The 17,888-nt window shown below is 67.1% G+C and carries 13 protein-coding genes; 4 read left to right on the top strand and 9 right to left on the bottom strand.

Features of this window, described 5'->3' with window-relative positions; genetic code table 11:
- Nucleotides 1-2: 2 nt before the first annotated feature.
- From OG344_RS23375 to OG344_RS23365, 3 genes are all read right to left on the bottom strand, one after another.
- A complete protein-coding gene (locus tag OG344_RS23375; protein ID WP_405084902.1) occupies nucleotides 3-455 on the bottom strand; it encodes a hypothetical protein in 453 nt (150 codons plus the stop codon).
- Between the two features lie 248 nt (nucleotides 456-703).
- The gene (locus OG344_RS23370; RefSeq protein ID WP_405084901.1) at nucleotides 704-1,039 is read right to left on the bottom strand and encodes a hypothetical protein; all 336 of its coding nucleotides are present in this window, start codon (nucleotides 1,037-1,039) and stop codon (nucleotides 704-706) included.
- Nucleotides 1,036-1,254 (bottom strand): hypothetical protein, encoded by a 219-nt coding sequence (locus tag OG344_RS23365; RefSeq protein ID WP_405084900.1) that lies wholly within the window; start codon nucleotides 1,252-1,254, stop codon nucleotides 1,036-1,038. Before OG344_RS23365 ends, OG344_RS23370 begins: the two co-directional genes overlap by 4 nt.
- Nucleotides 1,255-1,430: 176 nt before the next feature.
- Between OG344_RS23365 and OG344_RS23360 the strand changes: the two genes are divergently transcribed.
- From OG344_RS23360 to OG344_RS23350, 3 genes are all read left to right on the top strand, one after another.
- Complete coding sequence (locus OG344_RS23360; protein WP_405084899.1) at nucleotides 1,431-2,663, top strand: transcriptional regulator; 1,233 nt, start codon at nucleotides 1,431-1,433, stop codon at nucleotides 2,661-2,663.
- A gap of 28 nt (nucleotides 2,664-2,691) precedes the next feature.
- The gene (locus tag OG344_RS23355) at nucleotides 2,692-3,321 is read left to right on the top strand and encodes a 2'-5' RNA ligase family protein (protein WP_405084898.1); all 630 of its coding nucleotides are present in this window, start codon (nucleotides 2,692-2,694) and stop codon (nucleotides 3,319-3,321) included.
- A 279-nt stretch (nucleotides 3,322-3,600) separates the two neighbouring features.
- A complete protein-coding gene (locus OG344_RS23350; protein WP_405084897.1) occupies nucleotides 3,601-4,476 on the top strand; it encodes a hypothetical protein in 876 nt (291 codons plus the stop codon).
- Nucleotides 4,477-4,592: 116 nt separating this feature from the next.
- On the opposite strand, the gene OG344_RS23345 is transcribed toward OG344_RS23350, so the two are convergent.
- The 6 genes from OG344_RS23345 to drmD form a co-directional block, all read right to left on the bottom strand.
- Nucleotides 4,593-5,123 (bottom strand): GNAT family N-acetyltransferase, encoded by a 531-nt coding sequence (locus tag OG344_RS23345; protein ID WP_405084896.1) that lies wholly within the window; start codon nucleotides 5,121-5,123, stop codon nucleotides 4,593-4,595.
- 153 nt (nucleotides 5,124-5,276) lie between these two features.
- Nucleotides 5,277-6,056: a DUF6082 family protein gene (locus OG344_RS23340; RefSeq protein WP_405084895.1), complete on the bottom strand. Its 780-nt coding sequence runs from the start codon at nucleotides 6,054-6,056 to the stop codon at nucleotides 5,277-5,279.
- Nucleotides 6,057-6,087: 31 nt separating this feature from the next.
- Nucleotides 6,088-6,708, bottom strand: coding sequence for a DUF6879 family protein (locus OG344_RS23335; RefSeq protein ID WP_405084894.1), 621 nt, complete (start codon nucleotides 6,706-6,708; stop codon nucleotides 6,088-6,090).
- Nucleotides 6,701-6,988 (bottom strand): hypothetical protein, encoded by a 288-nt coding sequence (locus tag OG344_RS23330; protein ID WP_405084893.1) that lies wholly within the window; start codon nucleotides 6,986-6,988, stop codon nucleotides 6,701-6,703. Before OG344_RS23330 ends, OG344_RS23335 begins: the two co-directional genes overlap by 8 nt.
- 816 nt (nucleotides 6,989-7,804) lie before the next feature.
- Nucleotides 7,805-11,956 carry an Eco57I restriction-modification methylase domain-containing protein gene (locus OG344_RS23325; protein WP_405084892.1) on the bottom strand — a complete coding sequence of 1,384 codons (4,152 nt, stop codon included), beginning with the start codon at nucleotides 11,954-11,956 and terminating at the stop codon, nucleotides 7,805-7,807.
- Entirely contained in the window at nucleotides 11,953-15,105 is a 3,153-nt protein-coding gene (gene drmD / locus OG344_RS23320; protein WP_405084891.1) for a DISARM system SNF2-like helicase DrmD, read from the bottom strand. Before drmD ends, OG344_RS23325 begins: the two co-directional genes overlap by 4 nt.
- A gap of 424 nt (nucleotides 15,106-15,529) precedes the next feature.
- On the opposite strand from drmD, the gene OG344_RS23315 reads away from it, so the two are divergent.
- The gene (locus OG344_RS23315; RefSeq protein ID WP_405089157.1) at nucleotides 15,530-17,599 is read left to right on the top strand and encodes a DEAD/DEAH box helicase; all 2,070 of its coding nucleotides are present in this window, start codon (nucleotides 15,530-15,532) and stop codon (nucleotides 17,597-17,599) included.
- Nucleotides 17,600-17,888 lie beyond the last annotated feature (289 nt).

Here is a 17,888-nt window from a genome sequence, read left to right as displayed (position 1 = left end):
CATCAACTCAACGGCAAGCACTCCGTCTCACCCCGCACTATCATCTTGCCCTTGGCTGGAGAAGAAAGGGTGATGCGCGTTCGATATTGAGCACTCACCGCCTCCCTCTGGGTAAGGTCTTCGCTAGCGCTCACCAACTTGTATTTTCCCGCGTATTGCAAGGCGCCGATCAGAGCGGTCGCGATGATATCCGAGTCGGAGTCCCACACAGAGTCCGCCTTCACGGCATAGGTGCGCTTGTACCTGCCGTTTCCGCAGGGGATGTCCTTCCCGCCAGGATCGGCCACGCTCACGTTTTTGGATACGGCGTTCTTGATAGTCACGTCGATGTGGCTTTTGAGGGCGGGTTCGACTTGGGCTGCGGTGGGGAGCCTGGGTGCGGGTTCGGTACAGGCGGACAGCATCAGGCCGGCGAGCAGGGAAATGGTGACGAAGCTCCTCAGGCGAAGCGTCATGAAATCCTCCAGACAACCCGGTCCACGCGTCCCCGCTCCATGATGTCGCCCAACCGGCCCATCGTACGGTCGGTTCACGGAAATACATAGGACCCCTCTCGTGATTAGCTCGCGGTTATTCCTGTGCCGCATTGAGCGGCGCGGGATCGTCGTGCAAGCGAGCGGCCTGCCGTGGAAAGCCCCCTCAGGCGTACGGCAGGCCGCCCTGGCCCCGCCGGCCACGGCCAGAGCGTGACCGGCGGGGAGCTTCATCGGGACTGACCGGCCAGCAGGCGGTGCCACCACTCGTGCGCCTCCTCGATCCACCACCGCCGGGCCGTCCAGGACACCGGCGGCACATCGTGGCGGGCCAGGGCCCGGCGGCAGAACTGGTAGACCCCGCCGCAGCAGACCAGCTCATAAGAGGTCATCTGACAGGCGCAGGTGTGGGCGACGACCCGGCCACGCCCAAGGCTCTCCTCGATCCACCACAACCTCGTCCACCCGGGACGCGGCACGGCCGGATGCGGCGACACACCAGGACAGTCCTCCTCGTCGTCGTCCTCACCGGTGGCGGCGTCGGGCACCACGGCGGGCGCGGTCACCAGGCCACCCCTTCGGCGATGCCCTCCTGCACGGCGATCGCCTGGCACAACGCCACCAGGTCATCGCCGTCGACCGTCCGATGCGCGCCCGCCTCCTCCACCGCCGAGGGGAACGGCCGCTCCCGCGTCGCCCACAACCGCCCCGCGTCGCTCCGCATGATCCGCCACCCCGCGAACACCGGACGCCCGGCGGCAACACCCCTACTCTGTGTCATGGGTCAGGACCACCATCCTGATCAAGGGGTCCGTATGGTGTTCCTGCACCTGCGGATCCCGGCTTGTCTGCGTCTTCACCTCCAGATACAACAGCGTGTAACACCCTCATCACAGATGTAGTTGAGGGACACTTGGGGCGGTCAGAAAGCCCCGGTCTGACAAAAAGGTGTACGCGATGGACGCCGAGCTCCCCCCGTGGGCCATACGGCTACGCGCCGAGCGGCGCAGCCGACTGTGGAGTCAGAAAGAGATGGCCCGCCGCCTCGTCGAGGCCGCCGACGACGAGACACGCAAGTGCCTGCCCGTCCGGGAAACGATCATCCGCCGGATCAAGGCATACGAAGCCGGCCACAACCAACCGCGCGATCCGTACCGGCTGCTGTACACCCGCGTATTCGAAATCAGTGAAGCCGAGTTGTTCGACATGCCACAAGCGCCCTCCCGCCCGGCTCTTGACGATGTGCTCGCCAAGCTGCCCGACAGTGGCGCCCTCACTTCGCGCCTCCCTCGGACCGGACGGCGCATCGGAATGAGCACGATCATCGACCTGTCCGCGGCGGTTCATCGTCTGCGGCTGGCTGACGATGTACTGGCAGGCGGCGACCTTCTGCAGCCTGCGTTCCGCGAACTCGACGCCGCGACACGGCTCTACCGCGAAGCCACCTATTCCGAGAACACGGGACGCGCACTGCTCGGCAGGATAGGTGAATTTGCCCAGATCGCCGGGTGGGTCGCCAGCGATGCGGGACACCACGAGCAGGCAGCGGAAACCTATCGCCTCGGCATATGGGCCGCTCAGGAGGCCGGAGACGGCACTCTGGAATCGAATCTCCTCGGTTCCCTCGCCTACCAGATCACGAACGTCGGCGACCCGCATGAGGGGGTGACGCTCGCGCACGCGGCAGTTGATGCGGCCGGACCACATGCGCCGGCACGGGCACGCGCCCTCGCCTGGGATCGAGTTGCCTGGGCACATGTCCAGGTCGAGGAAGCCGACGCGGCCATGCGAGCGCTGAGCGAGGCCAGCGCGGCCCTGGAAGATCACAGTGACGAGGATGAGCCCGCTTACCTGTACTGGGTGAACGCGCACGAACTACAGATCATGGAGGCGCGCGCCTACACGGAACTACGGCGACCACTTCGCGCGGTACCGCTGCTCACCGACGTCCTACGCCAGTACGACGCCACCCACGCCCGCGAGCTCGCTCTGTACCTCTCCTGGCTCGCCGTCGCGCTCGCGGACGCCAACGAGCCGGAGGAGGCCGCACGTACGGCATCGCGGATGTTCGACCTGTCGAAGGACCTCGCCAGCGACCGAACCACGCGCCGTCATCGCGTCGTCCTCGGCCGCCTTGCGCCATACCGAGACGTACACCAAGTGCGAGAAGTGATCGAACGGTGCCGATGAAGAGCCGGAATCAGGCGGAGGTGATCTCATGACGGAACCCGAGGAGCGGACGCGTGATCACTGGTGGTGGCGCCCAGGCTGGCGGCGCGGCCGGTCGTTCTACACCTGGCACTTCCTTGTCGGTGATCAACCCGCCCTACGCGAGTTCGCGGCCCGGATGCGTCCCCACCTCGAAGAGGCGGGTGTTTTCGATCCCGTTCCCTTTGAGTGGCTGCACATGACGCTGCAAGGCGTGGGCTTCACCGACGAGGTAAACGACGGGGACCTGACCGCGATCAGTACGGCGGCGGCCGAGCGCGTGGCCTCCTTCCCTCCCATCTCGGTCGAGCTGTGCCCAGTGGTCGTCGGCACCGAAGGCGTGTTCCTGCCAGTGCGGCCGGCCGAGGCCGTAGCCGCCGTTCGCCAGGGCATCCGCGAGAGCATCGCAAAGGTCTGGGGGAACGCTCGTGTGCCCGAGGACGAAGACCTCTTCCACCCGCACGTCAGCCTCGCCTACGCCAACGCTTCCGGCACTCCCCTGGCTCCGATCCGGGAGACCCTGACCCGGCATGCCGAGATCGTGCCCATCACCCTTACGCACGTCTCACTGATCGACCTCAACCGGGACGAGGGCATGTACCGATGGAAGCTCGTCACGGCACCGCCTCTCGGCGGTTGACCTTGCGAGGCGCAGCCAACTGGCCGACCAGCCCAGGCGATCGGCGAGAACCTGCTGAGTCAGGCCCTTGCGATATGCCAGTACGCGACCCGCCCGGCGGTGGATTCACGCACGGCGCCATGGATAACTGACACAGGTCGTGTCACCTCGCCCAGTGGACGAGTGGTCCGGTGACGGAGATCGATCAGGCGTGATCTTAGGGAACGCGTCGTTACTATGAGTAATAGTGCTGTAGCGTTGCGTGCCATGCCATCCCCCCTGCACGACACACTGAACTTGATGTTCCAGAACCGGCCGCGACTCGCGGTGGAGATGCTGCGCGACCGGTTGGGTGTGGACATGCCCGACGGGCTGCCAGTCCAACTGGTGGGCAACGAGCTCAACGACCGCCCGTCCCTGGACCTGCGTCCCGACACGGTGATCGTTGTCGGGCCCCTGCGCTCCCCCGCCCACGCCATCATCGTGGAGATCCAGCGCACGAAGGAGGAGGAAAAGCGGCGACAGCTGCCGCGGTACGTCGCAGCGCTGTGGCTACAACTGGACTGCACGGTCACCATGCTGATGATCTGCCCCAACGCCGCCACCGCCGCCTGGGCGGCCGAGCCGATCACCACCAAGCTGCCCGGCACCACCCTCACCTGCCAGGTAATCGGTCCTGAACATATCCCACCTGTCACGGACCCGGCCGAGGCGGCGACGCATCCGGAGATGGCCGCGCTGTCGGTGATGACCCACGGAGACCACGTTCCGGTGGTGGAGGCGTTCATGGCCGCGCTGCAACACCTCCCCGACGAACACGCTCCGCAATACTATGAGTACGCATACCGCATGGCCTCACTGGCTGCCCGACACATCATGGAGAAGCTGATGGAATCAACCGCCTGGCCGGTCTACAGCCCCTTCGCCCGCAAGCACTACGGCAAAGGCCTGGAGACCGGCCGTACTGAGGGTCTTCAAGAAGGCTGTGCGAGGGGCGAGGCGAGGGCGGTACTGACCTTCCTGCAGGTACGGGGCATTCCCGTCTCCGACGCCGACCGCACCCGGATCACCAGCTGCACGGACCTGGACAGGCTCGACGAATGGACACGACGCGCCGCCACCGCCACCTGCGCCGCCGACCTGTTCACCGACGAGCCCGAACAGTCAGCCGGATGAGTCTCCAGGCCCTGAGAGGACGTCACGCACATTGATGTCCCATCCGTCGCTGCCACCATCGTGAACATCACCGACAGCATCAAGGGAAGCGTCGGAGCCAGAATCGCGTAGCCCCGTCACATGGCCGGGGGCCGTAGGCCGAGCCACTGCTCGGCGTCCCAGGCCTGGAACCGCTCGACCTCGGTGAACCCCAGCTTTGCCGCAAGGCGCATCGAAGCGACGTTGGCGCTCTGGGTGGTGAGCACCACCGGCTCGCCGGGAAGGACGCCGTCGAACCAGTCGAGCGCCGCCGCGCACGCCTCAGCGGCGTACCCTTGCCCCCAGGCCTTCGGCAGGAACAGGTAACCAAGATCGGCCTTCCCCACAGCAGCCGGGCGACGGTGCCCGACTGCTCTCCTGAGCAGGATCTGACCGATCATCGCCCCGTCGAGTTCGACGACAAAACTCCCGGGCCACCGCTCGGGCACCTCGGGCATCTCACGCTCAAGCTCGTCACGCGGGCGGGGACCGCCGAGGTAGGTGTGCACCTCTGGCGAGGCAAGCAGCTCGATGAACGTCGTACGGTCCCGCGCCTCGGCCTCACGGAGCACGAGCCGCTCGGTCCGGATCAGCTCAGGTGGCCAAGCCACATGTCCCAGATCTGACATGGGCGCAAGCTAACAACCCTGTAGGACGACGTTCAACGCGGGCATGAACGCGTTGCCCACCGGCCATGCTATGAGCGTGGCTGGGAGAACAATCCCGGCCCGGTCTCGACGAGGAAGGCGCCGCTACTCATAGGACCGTTGAGAAAGACGAGTTCAAGCGCGCCGCTGCCTGGCGACGGCCGCTGCCACCTTGCGCATGAGCTCGATGGCGAGCACGGCGCCCAGCACGGCCAGGGATTGTGTCAGTACGACCTCGTATACGGATTTCTGTCTCTCGATAACCCTCGCATGAGGAAGCACATCGGCCCTGGCGGGCGGTTCCCAGGTAGGGGCGACCGGATTCCTGCGAACTACTTCTTGATATTCGGCGTCCAGGATCCGGTTGAAGTGGCGCTCGCGGCGCGTGCCCGTGCTGGATATGCGGAGAGCTCTGACGTCATGCCAGAACTTACGCCCGATCGGGCCTTCAAGGACCGTGCGGGAAATTTCTCTCAGATGCGTTTCGGTGATGGCGCGTAATTCCCACATCAACAGCCAGTGGTTTATGATCATGTTGACATACATGTGCGCCTTCTGGCTGTCCTCCTCTTCCGCGGAGAAGAACGGCCCCCAGCATGCGCGATAAAGCGGATCTTCCATCGCCATCTTCATGAGGTCGCCGTGCAGCGCTCGCAGGGCCTGTTCCCGAGCCGCCTTCGCCTCTCGCGCCTGAAGAATCAGAGAGAACGACACGCCGATCAGGGCGAAGACCGCCAGTACCGCCGATGCCACCCCGTACGTCTGCCCTATGTCACTGAGCAGCATCCAGTCGTTGCGCTTACCCTTCAACACGTCGAGGAACAGGGGTGGGGAAACGACGAGAACGGAAACGAGGACGATGGACACGAAGAGGGATGCGATAACGGCGAAGCGGCGGCCGATGGCGCCGGCCACACGGGGAATGGGGCGTCGCGGACTCAATGGCTCAGGTGACGGGACTATCGGACTGCTGGAGAGGTGGAGGCAGCGCCGCACGCTCCTCGTGCAAGTATGGAAGCAGGTCGCGCCCCATGTCGAACAATCTCTCCACGTCCCGTCGGCAGGAGTCGATCAGTCCCCTGTCGACGATCTTCCGTGCTCCTGCGAGTGTTCCGTCTGCCGAATAGAGCACTTCATACATCACCGCCGAGTCCAGTATCACCAGCTCAGGCAACCGATAGGAGAATCCGGACTTCGGCAGGACATCGGATTCGAGAACGCGAATATCCTCGCCCGCCTGAGCCCGGAGTCGAATGTAGTACAGCTCCCATTGGACATACGGAGTGAACGGCTTCTCAACAATACGCACTCGTCGCATCGAGAAATCACGGGATTGCCGGACGGGTTCCTGGATCTCGTCGCGACGTTCGTCGATGAGACGTACGGCTTCGTTCCAGTTTCCGGCGTCGAGTGCCCGCCAACTGGCGTCATCCGGCTCCCGGAAATTCTGATAAGTCTCGAGCTTCCAAAAGACATCCTGCAACTTCTGAAAGTACGGCCAGAAATCGGACAGGTACTGTTCGGAGGTCAGGGCAGTAGAACGGGCCTGAACTACATCCTCAAGCATCTGGAATGTCCGACTTGGCGGCGATGATCATATTGCGGGGGATGACTACGAGCCGTTCGTCTTCGCCAACACTCACATCCGAGGGAAGGCGATCAGCATAGGCATGGGTAAGGTCACGGCCGATTACGCCGATATCCCCGTTCGACAGCTCCCAGATGTCCGGGCATGACGGGCTTCCGGTTGTGTTGCCCAATTCGAGCGCGGATTTCCCGAGACGTCTCCGAAGTTCGGCCGTAGTGTCGGCTTCCCAGGGACGAGGCACGGCACTCCCCCCATCCATTCATGCAGGCTGCCCTGAGTGTCGCACAACACGGGAGCACAGACAAGCAGGGATGGCGGAGTATCAGCAAGCAGACAGGAAAGCATCCGCCTATGAGAAAGCAATGTCATCACCCAGCATGTCACGGGCATCCTATGCCTCGCCGATTGCCCCACGCAACACTGGCAATAAGGGCTCGATAAGAGCTCGATGGGGCGGAGTACCTGCGCGATCAGAACTACTACGTTCCACAGATAGGACAACGGCATCATCGCCCGTTTTCGGACGCGCCGATAAAGGAGGCGGGATTTCCCTCGGCCGGTCGACATGCAGGCGCCACCACTGGGGCGCCGCCTCGCGCCCGCCTATAGGCCATATGGGACGTGGTCGGCAAGCCAGGGACTGAAGACGGGATCAGCGCTTATCGAGCGGGCCGCTGGACGGCGAGGACGTCCCGGACTGGGATCGGAGGTTCACACCTGTCCGCTGCCGATGCAGCCGGGGCAGGGCGTCCAGCCGTCGGCTCGGGCTTCCGCTGCGGGCATCCGAAGGACGTTATGCAAGTGGTTGCCCTGGCTCTCGCTGCCGAGCCGGCCCGCAAGCCACATGGGACATTCTTCGCTGACGTGGTAGCGGTCACTGCCTTTCGTAGTGATCACCTCGGAAGGGTCCGGCATGCCCACGCTCCTTCCCGATTCGGGTGCCGAGCGAGCAAGGTCCTGCCTCGCACACCGACGCTGCTGGTCCAGACGATCGGCCCCGAGTTCCGGCAGACGCACCACGGCACATCGCCTGTCACTCGAACTATGACCGCTGCCGAGCGAAACCGCTACCGGTTCAGAACAGGCTGGGCGGGGCGTCCCCGGACTCCTTGGTGGTGCGGGCGGAGTTGGTCGGCTTGGGCTTGGCGGACGTCTTCTTGTCGTGGAGGCCCTTGGCGACCTCTTCCGCGTAGCGCGCGTGGTTGAGTTCGAGCAGGCGGTCCACGAACTCGCGCTGAGCGTAGGGGCCGACCGTGTAACGCGTCTCTCGGCCGCCCACCTGGTGATAGCCGTGGTCAAGCTTGTCGAGCATGCCGTCCCAGCCATAGGCCCGGCAGACCGCCGCATCGATGTCCCGGTGAATGCGGCGCAACTCGACAATGTCCTCGTCCTGGCACGCCTGGTCGTTGACCAGGTTGTACGTCGCGGTCAGCCCGGCCTTGCGGGCGAGCATGAGATCCCGCCGGTACGTGTCGAGCCGATTGCCCAGCTCCCGCATCTCCTCGGTTAACTTGGGCAGCGCTAGCGTTTCAAATACATCCGACGGCGAGTAGTTGATGTCCGTTTTCATTGTGGAGCTTCTTCTGACTGTCCACCAATAGTGAGGTGCGCTCGATAGCAGCGAGAGCAGGGCGGTGTCATCCGTCGCAAAAACTCCAAGCTTGTGAGCGAACACCTGCCCAGTCGGCACCATCACCGGCATCACAACCTTACTGACCAGCGCGAGCACGATCACATCCCTCAACCCATCGATGGCCTTATATAATTCTATCGTTGGCCGCTTATATTGCCACCATCGCTCTCGAACTTGGGCATTGTTGTTACAATCCCGCTCAGGTTTCACATGGCGAAGCACAATGTGAAAGCACTTCTCATAGGACTGCGCCTTGGCTAGCGGCCAGTCTCGAAAGTTTATAATCCAGCGACTGGCAGAGCAATCAGAGCGAGAGTTTACATCCTGCCCATTAAGATACGGGAAGAGAACTTCCTCATTGCGCGGGTCGCTGACAATAAGGCCCTTTGCGGCTTCCGGCTCCATTGTGAAGCCCATCCCGAGGACATACGTGCCGAATATAGCGATCCCGGCGCTTCCCGTCAGCCGATAGGGGTTACCTACTGCGCGCGATTCTGCGTCGAGCGAAGGTGTGATGGCCGGAACAGCTATCCCATCGAGCGTCCGATCTCCATGCTCTCTCAGCGAGCATCGACTAGTCCAGATGGCACAATATTCGAGAGCCGCGCTTTTGGATGGCCATGGCTTACTCTTGATAGCCCTGCGGATAGCGACTCCGTTCCCCACTAGTTGATCCAGGCCGACCTCGCGAGTATCTCCCTGTGCCAGCGTGTTGGTTGCAATCAGCCCTGCCTGCCCTCTGCGGTTCAAGAGCACATGTACCCGTAGCGCGAAGTAGGCGACTAAATCGGCGTTGCCTTTTGTGTCACCAGCTACAGCAGAAACCAAGTGTTCTCGATAGGCAGGCCCGTTTGATCCGCTGATTTTGGAGCCGCCGAGGAAAGGCGGGTTGCCGATGATGGCGTCGAATCCGGGGCCGGGGGAATCGGCCGCAGGGTCGTCTGAATCAGAGGAACCGTCGGCCGGCTTCTCTTCGAAGACCTCGGGGAAGACCAGCGGCCAGTGGACGGGGCGGCGGTCGAAGGTGCCGGGGACCTGGTCGGTGGCGAGCCACTCCCGCCGGGCCTCCTCGGCCTTCGGGAGGATGCCGGGTTCGCCGTTCACCACGCTGCTCGCGACCTGCGCGGCGAGAAGCGAGGCCCGGTCGAAACCACGCAGCCTGCCGATCTCCGGGTCGGCGTCCGGGTCGCTGATCCTGCCCTGCTCCACCGCGTACCGCAGCGACGCCCCCACCAGCAGGTCGGCGAACAACCGGTGCTGGCGGGTCTCGCTCTCGATCTCGAAGAGGATGCTGCGCTTCTTGTTCAGCGCGTCGATCCCGTTTTCCTCCACCGTGATGCCGACGAGGCGCCGCCGCTTCTCCGCCGTGCCGCGCACCATGCGCTGCACGTCCGCCGTGAAGTCGAGCGCCGCGTCCCTGAAGAGCTTGCGCCCGCGCGACGGCGTGAGGTGCATGTATTCGAGCTGCTCCAGCGACGTGATGCCGAGCAGGGCGTCACCCACCGCGAGACGGTCGTCCACGAAGGTGAACGGCCGGGTGGCGTCCATCGACACGAGCCAGAGCGACAGCTTGGCCATCTCGACGGCCATCGGGTTGATGTCCACGCCATACAGGCAGTGCTCGATGACCTGCCGCCGGGCCTCGATGACGACCGGGTCCGCGTCGGCGTCGGCCGTGCGGTCCTCGGCGGTCTCCAGGTAGGCCGCGGCCTCCTCCCGGCCCTCCCGCGACCACGCCTCGATCAGCCGGTCCCCCAGATAACGCGCGGCGGCCACCAGGAACGCGGCCGAGCCCACTGCGATGTCGGCGATCTTCAGGCCGCGGTGGCCGTCCCCGCCGATGATCTCGGCCGAGCTACGCAGCCTCCACTGCGTGCGGTCGGCCGTCTGCAGCGGGCCGGGCGAGTAGACGAGCGGCTCCAGGGCGCCCTCCACGACCTGCTCGGCGAGGAACTTCGGCGTGTAGTGCGTGCCGGTGTTCTTGCGCAGCGCCGACTCGGTGACATACAGCGTGCCGGGCAGGATGACCACCGGCAGGCCGCGCAGGTCGTCGCGCAGCAGGTCCGCGTACGGCAGCAGCCGGCGCGCGAGGCCGGCGTCTCCGTCGGTGACGGCGAGCAGGCGGCGCGTGGCCTCCAGCTCGCCGGTCTCGTCGAGCGGCGCGAGCCTCCTGCGCAGCGTGGCCGCGCTGCCGATGCCCGAGTCCCGATACTTCTCCGCGAGCCGTTCGGCCAGGTCGTCGCCGCTCTCGCGGGCGAGCGCCTCCAACCCGGCGAGGTCGACCTCCTCCTCCTTGCCCGGCCTGCCGACCAGGCCGACGACCACGTCGGCCGCGCGGAAGCCGTCGAAGGACAGCAGGCCCTCGTACACGTAGCCGATCTGCTCGACGTCGAGCGAGCGGAAGCTGAGCGTGCGGCGCTCGCGGTTCCGGCCGCTGCCGACCTCGACGTACTGCACCGCGCGCAGCATGTGCATGACCGTGTGGTCGTCGATCGTGAGCGGCATCCAGGCGTACGCGTCGGGGTCGAACAACGAGCCGTCGTGAGCGTGCATGGTGAGGCGCGGGTGGTCGACGCCGCTGTGCACGGCGCGGAAGAGCGCGAGCAGGCGGTGCCAGGCAGCGTGGCTGTGGGTCAGCTCCTCCTCGCTGCCCTCGATCGCGCGCTGCTCCAGCTCCGCGCAGAGCCGCCCGGCCGAGTACGCCGTGGCGTACACCTTGTTGTCGGACGGCAGCAGGCCGCGTTCCTCGGCGAACAGCAGGAAGACGACGCGCATCATGACCGAGACGGCGCCGCGGTAGACGTCGTGCGCGGTGACGTCGCCGGGCACCCCGGCCCGGCCGACGGCGGCGACGAGCAGTTCGACGGCCTGGCGCACCTGAACGCCGAGGGCATCGGTGATGTCCTCCTGGCTGTCGAGGCTGGCCTTCAGCAGGGCGGGCAGGCGCTCCGGCTCCGGATAGGAGAAGAACCGGTCAACGCCCAGCAGCGAGACGAAGGCCCGCAGCACGTCGCGCTCGGCGGCCTCCGGCCACGGGATCGCGTCGAAGACGGCGGTGGTCGTCACGCCGCCGCGCGGCGCCCAGACCAGCGTCCACCAGCGGCCGTCGGTGACCAGGCCCAGCTCGACGCCGTGGTGGCGGCACAGCTGCGCCATGCGGTCGGCGGGGGTCGCGGCCCACTTGGCGTGCTTCATGCGGGCGGTCGGGTGCCCGCTGGTGACCATGCCGAGCAGCCGTACGGTGTCGGGCTTGGGCTGGTGGCCCGGCACGGCCAGCGCGAACGACGGTGTGATCGTGGTGTCGTGCTCGGGCACATCGAGGGCCAGGTGGTCGAGCCCGCCGACGTGGACGGCGTCGCCCCAGCGCAGCAGGCCGCGCAGGACGTGCTCGATCCAGGGGCGGAGGTCGCGGCTCTGCTGCCACGCGGTGTGGGCGAGGCGGAGCCGGTCGAGCCGCTGCCGGTCGACGGCGTCGAGCGCCGGCCAGGTGGCGCGCAGCACCGGGAGGCTGAGGAACGGCCCGGTCACCTCGACGAGGGCGAGCCATCCCTGGTGGTCGGCGTCGCGGCCGGCCATGCTCCTGAACCTGTTCACCTGACGGCCTCCCGCCTCGGCACGACGAAGACCACGGCCACCGGGAACCGGTGCGGCCGTGGATCGCGGTAACGCGCCGCGATCGCGTCCAGCTCACGGTTGTGCTCACGGCCGAGCCCGGCCAGGCGTTCCTCCCAGGACCTGCGGTCCCGGCGATACTGGTCGCGTTCCTCCTTGGACGCCGTCGCGTCGGCCCGGCTGAAGAGCGCGTCGCCCTGGTCGCCCTCGGAGAGCTTGGCCCGCAGGGTGGCCTCGAACCTCTCCAGGTTGGCGGTGACGCGGGCCGTCTCGGCCTCCATCCGCTGGGCGAGCTTGCGGTCGAGCTGTTCCTGCTTCTGCTCGGTGCGCCAGTCGATCGACTGCAGCAGCGGACCGGCGACGCGCGGCCACGCCTCGGCGAGACGGGCCCGTACGGGCGGGGAGGCCGGAGTGCCCTGGGTGAGGGCGCGGCCGAGGATGCCGCCGAGCACGGTCAGGTTCTCCAGCCGCCGGAACCGGCCGGTCCCGGGCACCCAGCCGCCCGCGTGCAGGACCTCCTCGTGCAGCCGTACGCCGTCGCCACCGACCAGCACGAACCGGGAGAACGCCCCGGCGAGGACGGTCTCCAGGGCGGGGTCGTCGCTGACGACGGCCGTCACGCGGTGCAGGCCGATCTCGGCGTTGGAGACGGCGGCGCGCAGCAGCCGCGTCGACATGGCGACGAGCGGGTGGCCGAGGTGGGCGAGCACGACGTCGTCGCGCACCCGGCCCTCCGGGTCGAACGTCGCCTCGGGGTCGAACGTCACCGGCCGCAGGCGCGGGGCCTCGTCCCTGCGGGTCGCCTTGGCGACGAGCCCGGCGCCCGCGCGTTCCCACGAGCCGGTCAGCGGCGGCACGCCGTACAGGCCCTCGGCGAGGTGCCGCTCGTCGCGGTGCGGGGTGAGCGGCTGCTGCCGGGCGAGTTCGAGCGCGGTGTCGACGACCCGCTTGACGTTGCCGGGGGTGATGCCCAGGGCGGCGACCGTCTCGTCCAGGTTGACGCGCAGCCTGCGCACCTGGTCGCGGACGTTGGTCTCGGCCGGGACGGCGCTCGTGGCGGCTCCGGCCCGCTCCACGTCGTAGTCGGGGATGTCGCCGAGCATGCGCCGCTGCACGGCCCGCGCGAGCACGGCGTTGACCGCGCCGAGGTCCTCCTCCATCTGGGCGACCTTGCCGGCCACCCGGGAGAGGAACTCCAGGTCGGCCTCGTAGGAGTCGACGGCGGTGTCCCAGCCGGTGCCCACGAAGTGGCGGATGTCCGGCGTGCGCTTCTGGCCCCACCGGTCGACGCGGCCGATGCGCTGCTCCAGCTTGTTGGGGTTGAACGGGATGTCGTAGTTCACCAGCCGGTGGCAGTGGTTCTGCAGGTCGATGCCCTCGCTGGCTGCGTCGGTCGCGACCAGGATCCGTACGGGGTGCTCGGCGGGGTCCTTCTGGAACGCCACCCGGAGCTGCTCGCGCTCGTCGGTCGCCATGCCGCCGTGCAGCACGGCGAGGTGGTCGCCGCCGAGGTCCTCCTGGCGGAGCAGGTCGACCAGCCACTTCTGGGTGTCGCGGTATTCGGTGAAGACGACGACCCGCTCGTTCTCCCACGTGTCTCCCGGGTGGCAGACCGCGCGCAGGTAGTCGATCAGCTCGCGGGCCTTGGCGTCGGGCGACGAGTCGTAGTCGCGGGCCCAGGCCCGCATCCGGCGGAGCAGCTCGATCTCCTCGTCGCCGGCGACGCCCTGCAGCGGCGCCGCAAGGGAGAGCGCGTCGTCCTCGGCCTCGGCGAGCGGCTGGTCGTCGAGGGTCGCCGTCTCCTCCCAGAAGTCCTCCATCCACTCCTCGTCGCCGTCGTCCTGCCCGGCGCCGCCCTGCCCGTCGCCGCGGATCTCCACGGGTTCGCGTACGCCGTCGAGGTAGACGTCGAGGGTGTGGCCGAAGGCGGCGGGGCTGGAGAACAGGCGCTTCTTCAGCAGCAGTGTGACGAGGTCGGCCGCCTTGCGGCCCTTGACGTTCCGGTTGAGCCGGGCGCGGCGCACCTCGGCGAACCGCTTGAGCAGGTCGTGCACCCCGCGCTCGTCGGCCGGGTAGAGGACCGGGATCGCGCTCGCCTCCCGGTCGACGAACCGCTTGGTGCCGTCGGCGTTCACGATGTGGCGCTTCAGCCGCCGGATCACCGTCTCGCCGACGGCGGCCGGGTCGGGATCGACGCCGCGGGCGAAGCGCTGGTCGTCCAGGATCTCCAGCAGCGCGGTGAACGATGCCTGGTAGCCGTTGTGCGGCGTGGCCGACAGGAACAGCCGATGGGTGAAGTGCGGGGCGAGGCGGCGGATGAGCTTGGTCTGCTGGGAGTCCACCGCGTACACCTGGCGGGGCGCGGCGGGCGCGACGTGATGGGCCTCGTCGAGGACGAGCAGGTCGAAGCGGCGCTCCAGCGCGCCCGGGTCGAGCACCTCGTCGAGCAACCGCTGCGCCTTGCGCCCGCGCAGCCAGGGCAGGCTCACGATGCTCAGCGGATAGACGGTGAACGGGTTTGCGGCGCTGCCGTGCGTACGGCGGACCTGGGCGCAGCGCTCGGTGTCGATGATCGTGAAGTCGAGGCCGAACTTCTCGGCCATCTCGTCCTTCCACTTGAGCGTGAGGCCTGCCGGGCACACGATCATGACGGTCCGGGCGCGGTGGCGCAGCAGCAGCTCCTGGGCGACGAGCCCAGCCTCGATCGTCTTGCCGAGGCCCACGTCGTCGGCGAGCAGCAGGTTGACGCGCGGCGCGTCGAGGGCGCGGGAGACCGGTTCGAGCTGGTAGTCCTCGATCGCCACCCCGGAGCGGTACGGCGCCTGCAGCGTCTTGACGTCGGCGCTGGTGACGGCCGACCAGCGGATGGCGTCGAGGAACGCCGCGAGCCGCTCGGGCGAGTCGAACCCGTCGGGCGTCACGTCGGGCAGCGAACCGCTCGGCAGCACCCGGCGGCCGGGCTCGATCTCCCAGACCACCTCCAGCGTGTCGCCGTACCGGCCGTCCTCGACGCTCTGCAGGGTCACCAGAGTGCTGGACTCACCCGGCTCGACCTCGCCGACCACCCACCGCCGGCCGCGCACCGCGACCAGCTCGCCGATGCCCGGCCTCTCCGCCGTCGCACTCGTCACCGCTCACCCCTCGCCGACCACCCTTGCCAGCTTGCGCCGTGCTCCGCCACACCAGGAAACCGTAATGCGGGTTCCGCGTGATAACTGAAGGACCGCTCCAAAACCGATCGCTGGAAGATCCAGTCCGGTAGCACGCGCCGCAATCTACGACAGATCATCGATACCTGTCTATAGCAATAGAGACTTGTGTTTCCTATTCACTAGTGATCTACTGGCGGCCCCTGACACAGACCGGGGCGTCGCGGCCCCGCTTACCGGCCGATGGGAGTCTCATGGCGGTTCGCCGGGAGCCGAAGCTGGTCACCGTGGTACGGAAGGCGCTGGCCGCCGGTCCCGTACCGGGTAAGGCCCTTGTCGAGGCGGTGCAGCAGGCGGGCCTGCGGCGCGTTGATTCCGGCCTGCTGTCGAGGCCGTACGCGGGAAACTGCGTCTTGAAGAGTGGACTTTTGAAGAGCGGAACGGACTGAACGGCGGCCAGCGCAACGCCGTGGAGCTCGCCCTCACGCCGACGCTCACGTGGCTGTGGGGTCCTCCGGGCACCGGCAAGACCACGACCGTCTCCGCGATCGTCGCGAAGTTGTGCGGGCGCGGGAAGCGGGTGCTGCTCGCCGCACCGACGAACGCGGCGCTGGACGTGGCGGTCCAGTCACTGCTGAAGCGCATGCCGGAGCTCGCGAACGGCGCTCTGGTGCGCCTCGGCCAGCCGGCCGATCAGTCGCTGGCCGACCGGGCGGAGGGCCGCGTCCTCATCGACGAGATCGCCGCCGAGCGCGGCGCTCCGCTGGCGAAGCACCGCGTGGAGGTGAGCGGCCGGCTGCGCGAACTGCGCAGGACACTGGACGCGCTGAAGCCGCACCAGGGGCGGCTCACGCTCGAGCAGGAGACCACCCGGCTGCGCGCGGAGACGGAGATCGCCGCGCTGCAGGCCGTCGTGCGTGAGCTGGACAAGAGTCTGCGTGACGTGCGGCGGCAGATCTGCCGGGAGGCGACCGTGGTCGCCGCGACCGCTCACCAGGTCGTCCTGGAAACGCTCAAGGAGATCTCCTTCGACCTGGTCGTCCTCGACGAGGCCAGCATGACCAGCGCCGCCCTCGCCATGCTCGTCGCCGGGGCCGGCCGCGGGCACACGGTGATCGCCGGAGACTTCCGTCAGCTGCCGCCGGTCGTCGTCGCGGACACCCCCGCCGCCCAGGAATGGTTGCGGCGCAGCCCTTTCGAAAAAGCGGGGATCGCGACCGCCGTCTCCGAGGGCCGGACGCCCCCTCGCCTGGCCGCCCTGACCGAGCAGTACCGGATGCGCCGGCGCATCGGCCATATCGTCAGCACGGCCTTCTATCCCGAGAGCCCGCTCATGACGGCCCGGAGTGTCGCACGCAGACCGGTCCGCAGCCGGGCACCGTGGGCAAGCGCCCAACTGGTGGTCGTCGACACCTCCGGCATGAAGGCGCGCACCGCCCGTCGGCAGGGCGCTTTCTCGCGCTACAACCTGATGCACGCGCAACTGGCGGCCGCGCTGGTGTCCGGAGTGAGCGAACAGGCCCGGGACATCGCTCTGATCAGTCCGTTCGCGCCTCAAGCCCGACTGCTGGAGTCGCTTCTGCCCGAGGCGCACCTCGACGAGTGGGCGGCCTCCACCGTGCACCGCTTTCAGGGTGGTGAGCGCGACATCGTCGTGTACGACACGGTCGACAGCGGTCGTGGCGTGTCCCGGCTGCACCGGTGGTTCACCGAGGGAGACACCGGAAGCGAGGGGGCTCGCCTGCTCAACGTGGCGGCCAGCCGCGCCCGTGATCACCTGGTGGTCGTCGGCGCACTCGATCGCCTGCACCCGCCCGGGTCCACCCGAGACCCTGTCTGGACGTTCTTCGCCCATCTGCTCGACCAGGCCACGAGCCTGCCCTGGGAGCACGTGCCCGCCTTCTCCCGTGGGGTCACCGAACGTGTGACGAGCGGGATCGACGAGCGCCTGCGAGACGATATCGGCCGAGCGGCCACCGTCGACATGTGGCTGCCGGGCTCACCCGTGCGGGGACTGATCGACCTCCTCCCCGCTCTGCGGGAAATCCGCCACGACGACCCGGAGTCGGAGGCGGTGACCGTCTGGGTCGAGCCGGAGGCCGATGGCCACGTGCCCACCGAGGCCATGTACGCCCGGCGCGAAGGTGTCAACGTCCGTCCCTGCCTGCCCATCCTGGAGTCCTGCGCCGTGATCGGCGACGTGGTCTGGTCCGCCGGTGAATCGCTGCTCGGCCCCTACCCCGGTGTGGTGTTGCGCACCGAGCACCGTGCGTTCGCCGACGCCGTACGACGCATGCAGCGTCGGCGTTCCGGCATGGCACCCGGAAGCGGCCGCCTCGGCGATGAGTGCGGACGCTGCCGCCGCATGCTCGTCCGCTACGAGCAGACCCGAACAGGACAGCCGGATGTCCGGTACGAGTGCCCGGCATGCGATCGGACGATCCTAAGTAGCGCCAGCAGGCGGCGCCGCACATAAAGAGGCGGTGCATGCCCTTACCGCCGATAATAACGACAAGCCGAATATCATGAAACATCAGGACAAAACGCCACATAGCCGTGACAGCCGCCTGTCGACTCTTTGGCGATGTCCATAACCGCGATTCAGGCGATCCATAGGCTCGAAAGCCTCGACCCTCCCATCGGTGTGGAGTGGCCGACTGTGGCCAGTCGGGAACTTTCCGTAAGTGGCCTATTTACATCTATTAGACGACCGGTCACCATATGACCGTGGCCACACCCCCTCATTGATCAGCGGCTGATGCGAA

The sequence above is a fragment of the Microbispora sp. NBC_01389 genome (genome assembly GCF_045040095.1).
Taxonomy (GTDB): Bacteria; Actinomycetota; Actinomycetes; order Streptosporangiales; family Streptosporangiaceae; genus Microbispora.
This window is presented reverse-complemented; position numbering and strand designations above follow the sequence as displayed.

Bases quoted from the DNA above. Each gene is read 5' to 3' on its own strand.
- OG344_RS23350 (WP_405084897.1), top strand. From the start codon at position 3,601: ATGTTCCAGAACCGGCCGCGACTCGCGGTGGAGATGCTGCGCGACCGG.
- OG344_RS23355 (WP_405084898.1), top strand. From the start codon at position 2,692: ATGACGGAACCCGAGGAGCGGACGCGTGATCACTGGTGGTGGCGCCCA.
- OG344_RS23360 (WP_405084899.1), top strand. From the start codon at position 1,431: ATGGACGCCGAGCTCCCCCCGTGGGCCATACGGCTACGCGCCGAGCGG.
- OG344_RS23345 (WP_405084896.1), bottom strand. From the start codon at position 5,123: ATGTCAGATCTGGGACATGTGGCTTGGCCACCTGAGCTGATCCGGACC.
- OG344_RS23365 (WP_405084900.1), bottom strand. From the start codon at position 1,254: ATGACACAGAGTAGGGGTGTTGCCGCCGGGCGTCCGGTGTTCGCGGGG.
- OG344_RS23375 (WP_405084902.1), bottom strand. From the start codon at position 455: ATGACGCTTCGCCTGAGGAGCTTCGTCACCATTTCCCTGCTCGCCGGC.
- OG344_RS23330 (WP_405084893.1), bottom strand. From the start codon at position 6,988: ATGGATGGGGGGAGTGCCGTGCCTCGTCCCTGGGAAGCCGACACTACG.
- OG344_RS23335 (WP_405084894.1), bottom strand. From the start codon at position 6,708: ATGCTTGAGGATGTAGTTCAGGCCCGTTCTACTGCCCTGACCTCCGAA.